General features: G+C 64.6%; 9 protein-coding genes. 1 reads left to right on the forward strand and 8 read right to left on the reverse strand.

The annotated features are described in order from the left end of the window. Window positions 1-234 precede the first annotated feature (234 nt). On the forward strand, window positions 235-1,728 hold the full coding sequence (locus NKI85_RS07680; protein WP_352776488.1) for an aldehyde dehydrogenase family protein: 1,494 nt from the start codon (window positions 235-237) through the stop codon (window positions 1,726-1,728). Window positions 1,729-1,893: 165 nt separating this feature from the next. On the opposite strand, the gene NKI85_RS07685 is transcribed toward NKI85_RS07680, so the two are convergent. The 8 genes from NKI85_RS07685 to NKI85_RS07720 form a co-directional block, all read right to left on the reverse strand. Continuing rightward, on the reverse strand, window positions 1,894-3,603 hold the full coding sequence (locus NKI85_RS07685) for a trimethylamine N-oxide permease (RefSeq protein WP_352527792.1): 1,710 nt from the start codon (window positions 3,601-3,603) through the stop codon (window positions 1,894-1,896). A 259-nt stretch (window positions 3,604-3,862) separates the two neighbouring features. Beyond that, window positions 3,863-6,232 (reverse strand): trimethylamine N-oxide demethylase, encoded by a 2,370-nt coding sequence (locus NKI85_RS07690; protein WP_352776489.1) that lies wholly within the window; start codon window positions 6,230-6,232, stop codon window positions 3,863-3,865. Between the two features lie 125 nt (window positions 6,233-6,357). After that, a complete protein-coding gene (locus tag NKI85_RS07695; RefSeq protein WP_352776490.1) occupies window positions 6,358-6,987 on the reverse strand; it encodes a sarcosine oxidase subunit gamma in 630 nt (209 codons plus the stop codon). Further along, window positions 6,980-9,964 (reverse strand): sarcosine oxidase subunit alpha, encoded by a 2,985-nt coding sequence (locus tag NKI85_RS07700; protein ID WP_352776491.1) that lies wholly within the window; start codon window positions 9,962-9,964, stop codon window positions 6,980-6,982. Before NKI85_RS07700 ends, NKI85_RS07695 begins: the two co-directional genes overlap by 8 nt. Next, on the reverse strand, window positions 9,964-10,239 hold the full coding sequence (locus NKI85_RS07705; protein WP_352527784.1) for a sarcosine oxidase subunit delta: 276 nt from the start codon (window positions 10,237-10,239) through the stop codon (window positions 9,964-9,966). Before NKI85_RS07705 ends, NKI85_RS07700 begins: the two co-directional genes overlap by 1 nt. Before the next feature lie 16 nt (window positions 10,240-10,255). Continuing rightward, on the reverse strand, window positions 10,256-11,509 hold the full coding sequence (locus NKI85_RS07710) for a sarcosine oxidase subunit beta family protein (RefSeq protein ID WP_352527782.1): 1,254 nt from the start codon (window positions 11,507-11,509) through the stop codon (window positions 10,256-10,258). 36 nt (window positions 11,510-11,545) lie between these two features. After that, the gene (gene glnT / locus NKI85_RS07715) at window positions 11,546-12,853 is read right to left on the reverse strand and encodes a type III glutamate--ammonia ligase (RefSeq protein ID WP_352527780.1); all 1,308 of its coding nucleotides are present in this window, start codon (window positions 12,851-12,853) and stop codon (window positions 11,546-11,548) included. 36 nt (window positions 12,854-12,889) lie between these two features. Further along, window positions 12,890-14,218: an FMN-binding glutamate synthase family protein gene (locus NKI85_RS07720; RefSeq protein ID WP_258603849.1), complete on the reverse strand. Its 1,329-nt coding sequence runs from the start codon at window positions 14,216-14,218 to the stop codon at window positions 12,890-12,892. Between the last annotated feature and the right edge of the window lie 2 nt (window positions 14,219-14,220).

A 14,220-nucleotide genomic window follows, 5' to 3' on the forward strand; every position in this document is an offset into this window, starting at 1 on the left:
GAAATCCTTTGCGAAGGCGTCCTTCTCCCCGTCACTATATGGGGAGAAGTGCCCGGCAGGGCGATGAGGGGCGGCCTCGAGATCGATAATTAATCTCAAGTGATTGCCCGTGGTGCGACGCTGACCACGCCTCCTGATGGTAGCGATAAGTTCGTTACGGATCACCCACGGACTCGATACAACGATACCGCTAATCTAGACTGAGAGACTACCGCGCGTGGTTGGAGGACGGTCATGACCATAGCTCAGACAGCGGCGGCACTGCGGCTGCCGATCGACGGGCGCCATCGGCAGATGTTCATCGGCGGCGCCTGGGTCGATGCCCTCTTGGGCCGGACTATGGAGAGCCGCAATCCGGCCACCGGTGCGGTCATTGCCACGGTGCCGCGCGGCGACCGCCAGGACATCGACTTGGCGGTGATTGCTGCGCGCAAGGCGTTCGAGGGACCGTGGGGCCGGTTCAAGCCCTATGAGCGGCAGGTGCTGCTGCTGAGGATAGCCGATCTCTTCGAAAAGCATTGGGAAGAGATCAGCCGCTCCGACACCACCGACATGGGCATGCCGATCGTGCGCACCCGCGCCAACCGCAACCGCGTCATCGGCATGCTGCGCTATTATGCCGGCATGGCGACGTCGCTGCATGGCGAGACCATCGAAAACTCGCTGCCCGGCGAAATCGTCTCCTTCACCCGCAAGGAGCCGGTCGGGGTCGTCGGCGCCATCATCCCGTGGAATGCGCCGACCGCGGCGTCGATCTGGAAGATCGGGCCGGCGCTGGCGACCGGCTGCACCATCGTGCTGAAACCGTCGGAAGAGGCGCCGCTGACGCCGCTGCTGATCGCCGACATCATGAACGAGGCCGGTGTGCCGGAAGGCGTCGTCAACGTCGTTACCGGAACCGGCGCCGAGGCGGGCGCGGCACTGGCCGAGCATTTGGGCGTCGACAAGATCGTCTTCACCGGCTCGACGGCGACCGGCCAGTCGATCGTGCGCGCCTCGGCCGGCAATCTGAAGCGCGTCTCGCTGGAGCTTGGCGGCAAGTCGCCGGTCATCGTCTGCGCCGACGCCGATCTCGACAAGGCGGTGCCGGTGGCTGCAATGTCGGTCTTCGCCAATTCCGGCCAGATCTGCATCGCCGGGTCGCGCCTGTTCGTCGAACGCCCCATCCATGACGAGTTTGTCGAGCGGCTCGCGACATATGCCAAAGGTCTCAGGATCGGCGACGGCATCGACCCGGCGACCGAGATCGGCCCGCTCGTCTCCGAAAAGCAGCTGCAACGGGTCACCGGCTACCTCGAGGCCGGTACTGCGGAAGGGGCAAAACTCGTCACCGGAGGCACGCGGCTTGTAGAAGGCGCGCTTGCCGCCGGCAATTTCGTCGCGCCGACTGTTTTTGCCGGTGTCTCGGACGACATGAAAATCGCACGAGAGGAAATCTTCGGGCCGGTGATCTCCGCGCTGCCGTTCGATACGCTCGACGAGGCGGTCGAGCGGGCCAACAACACGCTCTATGGCCTTGCCGCTGGGGTCTTCACCCAAAACCTGGCCAAGGCACACCAGCTGTCGCGAAAGATCCGTGCCGGCTCGGTCTGGATCAACACCTACCACGCCATCGATCCCGCCGTGCCGTTCGGCGGCTATAAGATGAGCGGTTACGGCCGCGAGGGCGGCGCCGAGCACCTCGACGAGTATCTCAACACCAAGGGCGTGTTCATCAAGATCGACTGAGCCTCGCGCCGAATAGGCTCAGAAACGAAAAAACCCGTCTCGGCGGCGGGTCTTGGCGCGAATCAGCACCATACCTAAATTACTAGCATAGCTGCCGGCACAAAGCAAGAACAAAATACGCAGGGACCGAGCGCGCCTCGCGCGCCCGATCCCTGGAGGCGGACGTCAGATGACGAACAGCCAGTTGGCGAGCAGCATCACCGCGACGCCGGCGACCAGCGTCAGATAGGGCAGCATGCCCGCCTTTCGCACCGCGAGGTCCGACGAGTTCATGCCGAGATCGGCCAGCATGTGGTCGGGGAATTTGCCCTTGTCCTGGATGTAATGCCGGAAGCAGAACACCGGGATGATCAGGGCAGCCGTGATCAGCCCGGCCCACAATGCCATCGGGTTCCAGACCTTGGCGCCTGCGCCCATGAAGATCGCATTGACATAGGCAAAGATCGCGCCGAGGCCGAGCAGCCAGCTCGGCGCCTTCCATGGCCGCGCGATATGGCCGTTGTCGATGCGGTGGATCCAGCCGGCGTTGAGGTTGAGGAAGTTGAAGATGATATAGCCGCAATTCGACACGGCGAGGATGAAGAAGAAGCTCGTCGCATCGGCCGAGGCGATGGCCAGCACGATCAGGTTGAAGATCAGGTCCGTCCACATCGCCCGCGTCGGCGCGCCATGCTCGTTGACGTGGCTGAGATAGCGCGGCAGCCAGCCGTCGACCGAACCCTGATAGAGCGTGCGCGAGGAGCCGGCCATCGCCGTCATGATGCAGAGCACCAGCGCCAGGATCATCAGCATCACCAGCAGGCTGTGGATCAGCTGTCCGCCGCCGACCATGCCGGCCAGTGCATCGGCAACACCGGAGCCGTCGACGATCGGCGTCGCCAGCATGCCGTTCAAGCCGAGCACGCCCTGGAAGGTGAACGGCACCAGGATGAACAGCAGCATGCACAAGAGGCCGGAGTAGAAGATCGCCTTGAACGTGTCGGTGCCCGGGTTCTTGAACTCGGAGGTGTAGCATACGGCGGTCTCGAAGCCGTAGGTCGACCAAGCCGCGATGAACATGCCGCCGAGCACCAGCGTCCAGCCGGCGATGTTCCACGAGCCGGGCTCCGGCGCATAGGCTGCCGCGAGCGGCACCAGCGGCGAAAAGTTTGCCCAGTTGATCTGGCCGGTGACGATCGGCACCACGCCGACGATCAGCATCGGGATGATGACCAGCAGGCCGATATATTTCTGCACATTGGCGGTGCCCAGAATGCCACGATGCTGGATCGAGAAGATGATCAGCATCAGCACCGCGCCGATGAAGAAGGTGGCGTTGAAGGTGAAGGAAACCGGGCCAAGCGTGTGACCGTAGAGCGTCCAGTTGCGGATCGCCGGCGTGGCCGCCGCGGTGACCGCGGTGATGGCGTCGGCGGCGCTCGTTCCGGCATGGGCCGCGATATAGGCGGCGACCTCCGGCGAAGTGTCGGTGAACAGCGGTACCGGCGCCAGCGCGTTGAGGATATAGGCGGCGGCGATCGAGCAGCCGAGCGACAGCACCGGCGACCAGGCGAACCAGTTGCACCACACCGAAAGCGGCGCGATGAATTTCGAATAGCGCAGCCATGCGGTGGCGCCGTAGATCGAGGCGCCGCCGGATTTGTTCGGGAACAGCCCGGCGATTTCCGCATAGGTAAAGGACTGCAGGAAGCCCATGATCATGGAGGTGGTCCAGATCAGGAACGCCAGCGTTCCGGTGGTGCCGGCGATGCCGCCGATCGAAAACAGGACAAGGGCCGGAACGCCGCTTGCCACCCAGAAGGCGCCGCGCCAATCGATATTCCGGTGCAGTTGCCCTTCGGCAGGCGGCACCAGGGCAGTGACTATCGTGCTCATGTGTTTGGCTTTCCCCTTTTTTGATGTTCCCCATCGGCGATGGCCGCGACTTGGCGAGACTTCGGCACCGACGCATGCAACAGACGACCGTTGGTGTTTCCACTCAGTCGCATTTTTTTCTTAGCAGTGAAGATTGATCCGGCACGCTTTCACGTCAAGCGTTTTGTGACGCTGTGCACATTGCTGTGAAGAGCATGACGAACAGCCGCCGGCTGGCATTGCCGGCGCGGCCGGACGCAACCTCTCGAAGGGCTGTCGATCAGGAGCGTGGCCTGGTCTTTTGCGGGTCGTAATGGGCGAAGGCGACGACGCGCGCCGGCAGCCGCTTGCTGTGGCCGTCGAGCTTGCCGATTTCGACCTCGGTGCCGATCGCCGAATGCACGACGTCGAGCCTGGCCAGCGCGATATTCTTGTTCAGCACCGGCGAGCGCATGCCCGAGGTGACCACGCCGATCTGGGTGCGGCCGACATGCACGCAATCGCCGTGGCCGACGGCGACATTGGCGTCGATGTCGAGGCCGACCAGTTTCTTCTGCGGGCTCTCCTTGCGCCGGATCATCGCCTCGCGGCCGATGAAATCGTCGCTCTTGGTCTTCAGCGGCACGGTGAAGCCGATGCCGGCCTCGAACGGATCGGTCTGGTCCGAGAACTCGTAGCCGGCAAAGATCAGCCCGGCCTCGATGCGCACCATGTCGAGCGCCTGCAGCCCCATCGGCTTCAAGCCATGCGGCTGGCCGGCCTGCCAGATCGCGTCGAAGACCTTTTCGGCGTCGCGCGGATGGCACCAGATCTCGTAGCCGAGCTCGCCGGTATAGCCGGTGCGCGAGACCACGACCGGAATGCCGTTGCCGCCGCCGATGCGCGCCACGGCGAAGCGGAACCATTCGAGCTCGTCGATCGACGGCTGCAGCGGCGAGGTCCAGATAATCTCCCTCAGGATGTCGCGGCTTTTCGGTCCCTGCACGGCGACATTGTGCATCTGGTCGGTCGACGAGCGCACCAGCACGTTGAGGCCAAGTTTTGTCGCTGTCTCGCGCAACCATTCGCCAGACAGATCGTCGCCGCCGACCCAGCGGAAATTGTCCTTGCCGAGCCGAAGCAGCGTGCCGTCGTCGATCATCCCGCCATGCTCGTAGCACATGGCGGAATAGACCACCTGGCCGACGCCGAGCTTCTTGACGTCGCGGGTCAGCGTGTATTGCAGCAGCGCTTCGGAATCCGGGCCGGTGACCTCGAATTTGCGCAGCGGCGACAGATCCATGATCACGGCGTCCTGCCGGCAGGCCCAGTATTCGTCGATCGGGCCCTCCTTGGCGAAGGAGTTGGCCAGCCAATAGCCCCTGTACTCGACGAAGTTGCGGGTGTGCTTGGCAAAGCTCGAATGAAAGGCGGTCTCGCGGGTCATTTTCGGTTCCGAATCGGGCGTCATGCGTCTGGCGATCGCTCGCGAGAATTTGTGCTGGCCGGAATAGGTCCGCACATGAATGTCGGTCGGATTCCAGCCATTGGCCGGCGTCGTGTCGTCGGGACAGGCGGACGAGACGCAGACGATGTCGGTCAAGGCACGCAGCAAAACATAATCGCCCGGCCGCGACCATGGCTCGTCGGAGACCATCACGCCATGCGCGTCTATCGCCGTATTGAAGAAGAAGTTGATCGCCATCCAGCCGGCGCGAGGGGTGACACCCTTGTCGGCCAGCGCGCGGTTGAAATTTTCCGAGCAGTTGGGATGGCCGGGATAACCGATGTCGTCGTAATATTTGGCCGCGCAGGCGAGCGCGAAGGCATCGTGGCGGCCGCAAGTGTCCTGCACCACCTCGACAAGCGGCTCCATGTCCTGGTCGTAATATTTCGAGTGCAGGCCGGGCATCGGGTAACTCGAGCCCATCAGCGTGCGCGTCGTCGTCACGTCGAGCGGATGATCGCGCCCGTTGTCGAGCTTGCGTGCCGAAAAACACTGGAAGTCGGTGCATTGGCGCCCGTCGACATCGATGATCTGCAGATAGTCGCCGGCTTTGACGAAATAGGCTTCGGCCGTCGCCGAATGGACGCGGAGGTCGAGTACCGGATCGGCCAGCGGGTCGGCAAGCCGCGACTTCGCCGCCGGCCGGATCGTCGCGCGGCGGACGACGACGCTGAGCGGCGTCGCCGTATCGTGGCCATCGACCAGCATCGGCCCACCCGGGGCGGCAATGAGCATCGACCCGTCGCGGGCGACGGCAAAGCTTTGTTCGGTGCCGGCAGGGGTGGAGCCGCCGAAGACGCGGACCGCCTTTGCCTGATCTAGCTGTACCTGACGCCGCTCGAGCCCCCGGCGCAGTGCTGCGAGGCCGTCGTCACCTTCGGCCAGCAAGGCTTTGATGCCGGCGGCATTGCTGTTCGACTTTTCACCGAAAATAGCGGGATCGGTGATCCCGGTGCCGTCCCACGCCAGCAGCTCGCAAGCCTGGCCGCCCTCGACATTGCGCACGCTGATCGTATCGCCGGCCTCGATCTCGATGAGCACCGCGCCATTGCCTTGGACGGAATAGCGCTCCATCCCGGCCGGCAGCGCGATCTGGCCGGGCCGCAGGATTAGGCTCGGCCGGGGCGGTCCGGCTGCAACGGCAGGGTAGGGCGACTGGCTCATCTCAACCTGGTTTCGAGAAACAAGTTTGCCTGTACGTGAAATTATTTTAGCGCCAAGAATAGGCTGGGACGGCGTGTTTTGGCAAGGTGAAGGTGCAGAACGGCTCTCCCTGGCGCGAACAAACGCTACGCCAATTCCTCCGAATGCGCGATCTCCACGCCGTATTCGGCAGCCGCATCGAGCATCGTGTGCCACAGGCTTTCGGCAAAGGTCGCGAACACCAGAAGATTGAACACCGCCTGTCCATCCGGCTGGTCATTGCCGCGCCAGAGATTGACGCTGGTGTGGTCGATCGATGTCGCCGCTGCGGCGCCCACCGGAAACGCCGCCGGGTGCAGGTCGATCGACGACAATTTTGCCAGCATGGCGTGCGCCTTTTCTCCCGAGATGGTGATCAGGACGCGCGCATGCGACTGGTCCGACAGCGAGGCGAATTGCGACAACGCCTGGCTCAACGGCTCCATCGCGTGCTTGCCGCCCTTCGACAGAGCGAGGAACTGATCCGGTCCCGACCAGATGAGCGTCACGTCCGAAGCGCTGATCGTCTTGGGCGCATCCGGAGCGGCAACGCCGAACCGGGCCTGGGCAGCCTTTGCCAGGTCGGCCGCTTTGCCGCGCCGTGCCATCATTTGGATCAGGTCGAAATTGCGGATTTCTGTCAGCGAAACGCCGGCCTCGGTGCCGCGCGCGCCATAGGCGCCGACGACAAGCGCTTTCTCCAGCGGGCTGCGGGCAATCCAGGAGAACTCAGCCACGCTGGCGCCCTCCATCCGGATCATAGAAGACCGGGCTGCACAGCTCGACGTCGTAGTCTTCGCCGCGCAGCGGATCATGCGCATGGACGATTTCGCCGATGCGCTCGCGGCCGCGCTCGACAAGCGCGAGCCCGATCCACTGATCGAGCGCCGGCGAAAAACAGACCGAGGTGACATAGCCCTGGTCGTTGTCGGGACCGGGCGTCTCGCCTTTAGGAATGATATGCGCGCCGGAACGCAGGCGGTGCGTCTTGTCGACCGGCTTGATGCCGACGACGACCTGCCGGTCCGGGGCGACCAGCGCCTCGCGTCCGGCCATGACGCGGCCGATGAAATGTTTCTTGGTCGACATCATCTTGCCGAGGCCAAGGTCGGCGGCGGTCGTCGTGCCGTTCAGTTCCGGCCCGGCGACATGGCCCTTTTCGATGCGCATGACACCGAGCGCCTCGGTGCCGTAGGGCGTCACGCCGAATTGTTTGCCGGCCAGCATCAGATTGCGCACCAGCGCCTCGCCATAGCGGGCGGGAACCGAAATCTCGAACGCCATCTCGCCGGAGAACGAGATGCGGAACAGCCGCGCCCTGACGCCGCCGCGCAGCGCGACTTCCCGCGCCCCCATGAACGGGAAGCCTTCGTTCGACAGGTCCTCGGCCGGATCGACGATTTCCCGAAGCAGGTCCCGGGTCCTTGGCCCAGCGATCGAGAATTGCGCCCACTGGTCGGAGACGGATGTCAGCTGCACGTCGAGTTCAGGAAACAGCACCTGCCGGCAGCATTCGAGATGCTGCATCACCAGCCCGGCCTTGGCGGTGGTGGTGGTCAGGAAATAATGGTCCTCGGCCAGTCGCGATGTGGTGCCGTCGTCATAGACGATGCCGTCCTCGCGCAACATCAGCCCGTAGCGGGCTTTGCCGACGGCAAGATTGGAAAAGGTGTTGATGTAGACGCGGTCGAGGAAAGCGCCGGCATCCGGGCCATGCACGTCGATCTTGCCGAGCGTTGAGACGTCGCAGAAGCCGACGCCGGAGCGCACCGCCCTGACCTCGCGGGTGACCGATTCCAGCCAGTCCTTTTCGCCGGCGCGCGGATACCATTGCGCGCGCTTCCACAGCCCGGTGTCGACGAACACCGCGCCCTGTTCGGCTGCCCAGTGGTGCGACGGCGTCAGCCTTGTCGCGTGGAAGTTCTCGTCACGATGATGGCCGGCGAAGGCGCCGATGGCGACCGGCACATAGGGCGGCCGGTAGATCGTCGTGCCGGTCTCGGGAATGGATTTGCCTGACACAGCCGCCATGATGGCGAGGCCGGCGACGTTCGAGGTCTTGCCCTGGTCGGTGGCCATGCCGAGCGTCGTGTAGCGCTTGAGATGCTCGACCGATTCGAAACCCTCGCGCTGCGCCAGTTCGATGTCGGACGCCGTGACATCGTGCTGGTAGTCGACAAAGGCCTTGCCCTTGCCGGCGACATGCCAGAGCGGCGTCAGCGAAAAAACCTCATCGTCGGCGACCGGCGGCGTGCCGGCATTGCCGCTGCGCCCGGCACTCTGTGCTGCCGCCGCTCCTGCGGCAAAGCCCTGGCGCAGGCAGTCGCCCAGCCCGAAGGCGCCGTTGGCGGCGCCTGCGGCCATCATGCCCGGAGGCGCATCGTCCGGGACGAAGGCTGCGATGTCGTCCTGCCATTTCGGCCGGCCGCGATGGTAGGAGGTCAGCCCGACCGCCGGATTCCAGCCGCCGGAGACGGCAAGCCCGTCGGCTTCGACTTCCGCCCGTGCGCCGCCGGTCAGCGAGATCGCGATTTTCCGGACGCCGTCCTTGCCGCCTTCGACCCCGTTGACCGAGCCGCTGAGCACCGGAAAGCCAGCCTTGGCGGCGAGCGCGCGATGCGCGGCGGAGACGTCCGGGCGCGCATCGACCACGGCCGCGATCCGCAATCCGGCGCCAAGCGCGGTCTCGACCATGCGCCAGCCATCCGCATTGTTGGTGAACAGCGCGATCCTCTTTGCCGGCGTTGCCGCGTAGCGCGTGACATAGGTCCGCATCGCCGAAGCCATCATCACGCCGGGCGTGTCGTTGCCGGCAAACACGATCGGCCGCTCGATGGCGCCGGCGGCAACGACGCAGCGCCTGGCCACGATCCGCCACAGGCGTTGGCGCACCTGGTGCTCGGGCGGCGAGGGCAGGTGGTCGTTGACCCGCTCGATCGCGCCATAGGTGCCGCCATCATAGACGCCGAACAATGTCGTGCGGTTCATGATGCGGACATCGGGGAGTGCTGCGAGTTCGGTCAGCGTGCGGGAAATCCATTCGGCTGACGGCATGCCGTCGATGGTGCCGCCATCCGACAGCAGCCGGCCGCCGGCCACAAAATCCTCCTCGCACAGGATGACACGGGCGCCGCTGCGCCCGGCCGCCAATGCCGCCGCAAGCCCGGCCGGGCCGGAGCCGGCGATCAGCACGTCGCAATGCGCCCACGCCTTGTCGTAATGGTCGGGATCGGCGACGCCGGCGGCGCGGCCGAGACCGGCGGCTCGGCGGATCGCCGGCTCGTAGACCGCTTCCCAGAATTTCGCCGGCCACATGAAGGTCTTGTAGTAGAAGCCGGCGACGAAGATCGGCGCAAACAGCTGGTTGACCGCCATCAAATCGTGGCGCAGCGACGGCCAGCGGTTCTGGCTGGCGGCTTCGAGCCCGTCATAAAGCTCGGCCGTGGTCGCCTTGGTGTTGGGCTCGCGCCGCGCCCCCGTGCGCAGTTCGACCAGCGCATTGGGTTCCTCCGAACCAGCGGTCAGGATGCCGCGCGGCCGATGGTATTTGAACGAGCGACCGACCAGCTTGACGCCATTGGCGATCAGCGCCGAGGCCAGCGTGTCGCCCTGGAAGCCGGCAAAGCTCTTGCCGTCGAAGCGGAAGCTCAGCGGCGCGGCGCGATCGATGATACCGCCGCTCTCCAGCCGGTGTGTCTGCGCGGAGCCAACCATCAGGCGCCAACCTTGGCAGCACCAACTCCGGCAGCCGGCTCGACCGAGGAAATCTCATGCGTCAGCGTGTTGCGGTCGACCTTCAGCCAGGCCCGGCAGCCGCCGCCATGATACCAGTATTCGCTCATCGGGCCGGGGACATTGTCGCGCAGATAGACATAGTCGAAGACCTCGCCCTCCGAGGCGTCCGCCGCCGGGCGCACCGGCTTGGCGTCGCCGAGATAGGTGAACTCGCCGAGTTCGCGTTCGCCGCAGAAGGGACAGACTATACGCATGCTGTTCAGCCAGCCTTCAATGCAGGTTCGGTTGGGCGCCCTGGCCCTTTTCGTCGATCATCGCGCCCACCCGGAAGCGGTCGAGGCGGAAGCGTGCCGCCTCCTTGTGCTGCTCGTCGCGCGCCAGGAGATGGGCAAAGACCAGGCCGGAGCCGGGCGTCGCCTTGAAGCCGCCATAGCACCAGCCGGCGTTGAGATAGAGCCCGTCCACCGGCGTCTTGTCGATGATCGGCGAGCCATCCATCGACATGTCCATGATGCCGCCCCACTGGCGCAACAGCCGCACGCGGCCGATCATCGGCATCAGCGCCATGCCGCCCTCGCAAACGTCCTCCATCACAGGCAGATTGCCGCGTTGGGCATAGGAATTGTAGCCGTCTATATCGCCGCCGAACACCAGCCCGCCCTTGTCGGACTGGCTGACGTAGAAATGCCCGGCGCCGAAGGTCATGACATTGGGGATCAGCGGCTTGATCGCCTCCGAGACGAAAGCCTGCAGCACATGACTTTCAATCGGCAGCCGCATGCCGGCCATCGCCGCGACGCGCGAAGAACTGCCGGCGACGGCCATGCCGACCTTGGCGGCACCGATCTTGCCGCGCGATGTCTCGACCCCGGTCACCTTGCCGTTGGCGTCGCGGACAAAGCCGGTCACCTCGCAGTTCTGGATGATGTCGACGCCGAGCGCACTCGCCGCATGCGCATAGCCCCAGACCACAGCATCGTGCCGCGCCGTGCCGCCGCGCCGCTGCAGCAGGCCACCCTGTACGGGAAAACGTGCATTGTCGAAGTTCAGGAACGGCATCATCTTCCTGACGGCGGCGAGGTCGAGCAGCTCGGCGTCGATGCCGTTGATGCGCATCGTGTTGCCGCGCCGCGCATAGGCGTCGCGCTGCGCGTCCGAATGGTAGAGGTTGATGACGCCGCGCTGGCTGACCATGGTGTTGTAGTTGAGGTCCTGCTCCATCCGCTCCCACAGCTTCATCGACAGCTCGTAGAAGCCGGTATTGCCGGGCAGCCCGTAATTGGAGCGGATGATGGTGGTGTTGCGGCCGGCATTGCCGGAGCCGATCCAGCCCTTTTCCAGCACGGCGACATTCCTGATGCCGTATTCGCTGGCGAGGAACCATGCCGTCGCCAGGCCATGGCCGCCGCCGCCGATGATCACCACGTCGTAGTGGCTCTTCGGGCTGGCGTCGCGCCAGGTGCGCTGCCAGTTCTTGTGGCCGGAAAATGCCGCCCGGGCGAGGGAGAAGATCGAGTATTTCATGAACCTGTTTCGCGCCGGGCGTGCAACAATTCCGGATCAGATGTCGAGCGTGTGGTCGCGCTCCCACTGGGTGAAGTGGGAAGCATAGGAATTCCATTCCTGGTGCTTGAGCTTTAGATAAGCCGACGAGAATTCCTCACCCAGCGCCGTCTTGAGCGATTTGTCGTTGTCGAACTCGCGCAACGCATCGAGCAGGTTGAGCGGCAGCTTCGGCGCGCCTTCGACCGTGTGCCCGAACTGATACATGTCGATGTCGTAGCGCCTGCCGGGATCGGCCTTCGAGCGGATGCCGTCGAGGCCGGCAGCAATGATCACGGCCTGCAGCAGATACGGGTTTGCCGCGCCGTCGGGCAGGCGCAGCTCGAAACGGCCGGGGCCGGGCACGCGAACCATATGGGTGCGGTTGTTGCCGGTCCAGGTCACCGAGTTGGGCGCCCAGGTCGCGCCCGATATGGTGCGCGGTGCGTTGATGCGCTTGTAGGAATTCACCGTCGGGTTGGTGATCGCGGCAAGCGCCGAGGCATGCTTCATGATGCCGCCGAGGAAATTCCTGCCCTTAGCCGACAGGCCGAGTTCCATCGCATTGTCGGCAAAGACATTGGTCTTGCCGTCTCTGTCCCACACCGAGATGTGGGCATGGCAGCCATTGCCGGTCAGGCCCTGGAACGGCTTCGGCATGAAGGTTGCGCGCAGGCCGTGCTTTTCGGCAACGGACTTCACCATGAATTTGAAGAAGGAATGCTTGTCGGCGGTCGCCAGCGCATCGTCGAAAGCCCAGTTCATCTCGAACTGGCCGTTGGCGTCCTCATGGTCGTTCTGGTAGGCGCCCCAGCCGAGCGCCAGCATGTGGTCGCAGATCTCGGCGATGACGTCGTAGCGGCGCATCACCGCCTGCTGGTCGTAGCAGGGCTTCGAAGCGGTGTCGTATTCGTCGGAAATCGTCTTGCCGTCCGGCGAGATCAGGAAGAATTCCGCCTCGACGCCGGTCTTGATGTGCATGCCGTCGCCGGCGGCCTCGGCGATCAGCCGCTTCAGCGTGTTGCGCGGCGCCTGCTCGACCGATTTGTCGTCCATGATGCAGTTGGCGGCGACCCAGGCGACTTCGGGCTTCCACGGCAACTGGATCACCGAGGCCGGATCCGGCACCGCCAGCATGTCGGGATGCGCCGGCGTCAGGTCGAGCCAGGTGGCAAAACCGGCAAAGCCGGCACCGTCCCGCTGCATGTCGGCGATCGCCTGGGCCGGCACCAGCTTGGCGCGTTGCCCACCGAACAGGTCGGTGTAGGATATCATGAAATATTTGACGCCCTTCTCCTTGGCGAAGGCGGCGAGATCGTTCCCCATTATAGTTCCTCGCTTAATTGTGCTGTCAGGTGGTTATCAGAAGCCGTTCTTGCCCGGTATCCAGTTGGTGCCGGCCAGCGGCACGCCGGCCATGGCGGCGGCTTCGATCGTCAAGGCCACGAGATCCTCGGGCTCGAGATTGTGCAGGCTGTTCTTGCCGCAGGCCCGGGCAATCGTTTGCGCCTCCAGTGTCATCACCTTAAGATAATTCGCCAGCCGTCGGCCGGCCGCAATCGGATCGACCCGTTTCATTAGTTCGGGATCTTGCGTGGTGATGCCGGCCGGATCGCGTCCCTCATGCCAGTCGTCATAGGCGCCGGCCGTGGTGCCGAGCTCGTTGTATTCCGCTTCCCAGCGCGGATCGTTGTCGCCGAGCGCGACAAGCGCTGCCGTGCCGATCGACACCGCGTCGACACCAAGCGCCAGCGCCTTGGCGACGTCGGCGCCGTTGCGGATGCCGCCGGAAACGATCAGCTGCACCTTGCGGTGCATGCCGAGATCCTGCAGCGCCTGCACCGCCGGCCTGATGCAGGCAAGCGTCGGCTGGCCGACATTTTCGATGAATACTTCCTGGGTTGCCGCGGTTCCGCCCTGCATGCCGTCGACGACGACGACGTCGGCGCCCGCCTTCACCGCAAGGGCGGTGTCGTAATAGGGCCGCGCGCCGCCGACCTTGACGTAAATCGGCTTTTCCCAGTCGGTGATTTCACGTAGCTCCAGGATCTTGATCTCGAGATCGTCAGGCCCGGTCCAGTCCGGGTGGCGCGATGCGGAGCGTTGGTCGATGCCTTTCGGCAGCGTGCGCATTTCGGCGACCCGGTCGGAGATCTTCTGGCCGAGCAGCATGCCGCCGCCGCCTGGTTTCGCACCTTGGCCGACGACCACTTCGATCGCGTCGGCCCGGCGCAGATCGCGCGGGTTCATGCCGTAGCGCGACGGCAGATACTGATAGACTAGTGTTTTCGAATGGCCGCGCTCTTCCTCGGTCATGCCGCCGTCGCCGGTGGTGGTCGAGGTGCCCGACAGCGTCGCGCCGCGGCCGAGCGCTTCCTTGGCCGGCCCGGACAGCGAGCCAAAGCTCATGCCGGCAATGGTGATCGGGATTTTCAGCTCGATCGGCTTTTTCGCATGACGCGAACCGAGCACGACGCTGGTGTCGCAGCGCTCGCGATAGCCTTCGAGCGGATAGCGCGAGATCGAGGCGCCGAGGAACAAAAGGTCGTCGAAATGCGGCAGCTTGCGCTTGGCGCCCGCACCGCGGATGTCATAGATGCCGGTCGCCGCGGCGCGGCGGATCTCGGAAAGCGTGTAGTCGTCGAAGGTCGCGGACTTGCGCGGCGTCGTCGGCGGGTTGCGATAGGTCATTG

The sequence above is a fragment of the Mesorhizobium sp. M0571 genome, assembly GCF_040320985.1.
Classification (GTDB): domain Bacteria; phylum Pseudomonadota; class Alphaproteobacteria; order Rhizobiales; family Rhizobiaceae; genus Mesorhizobium.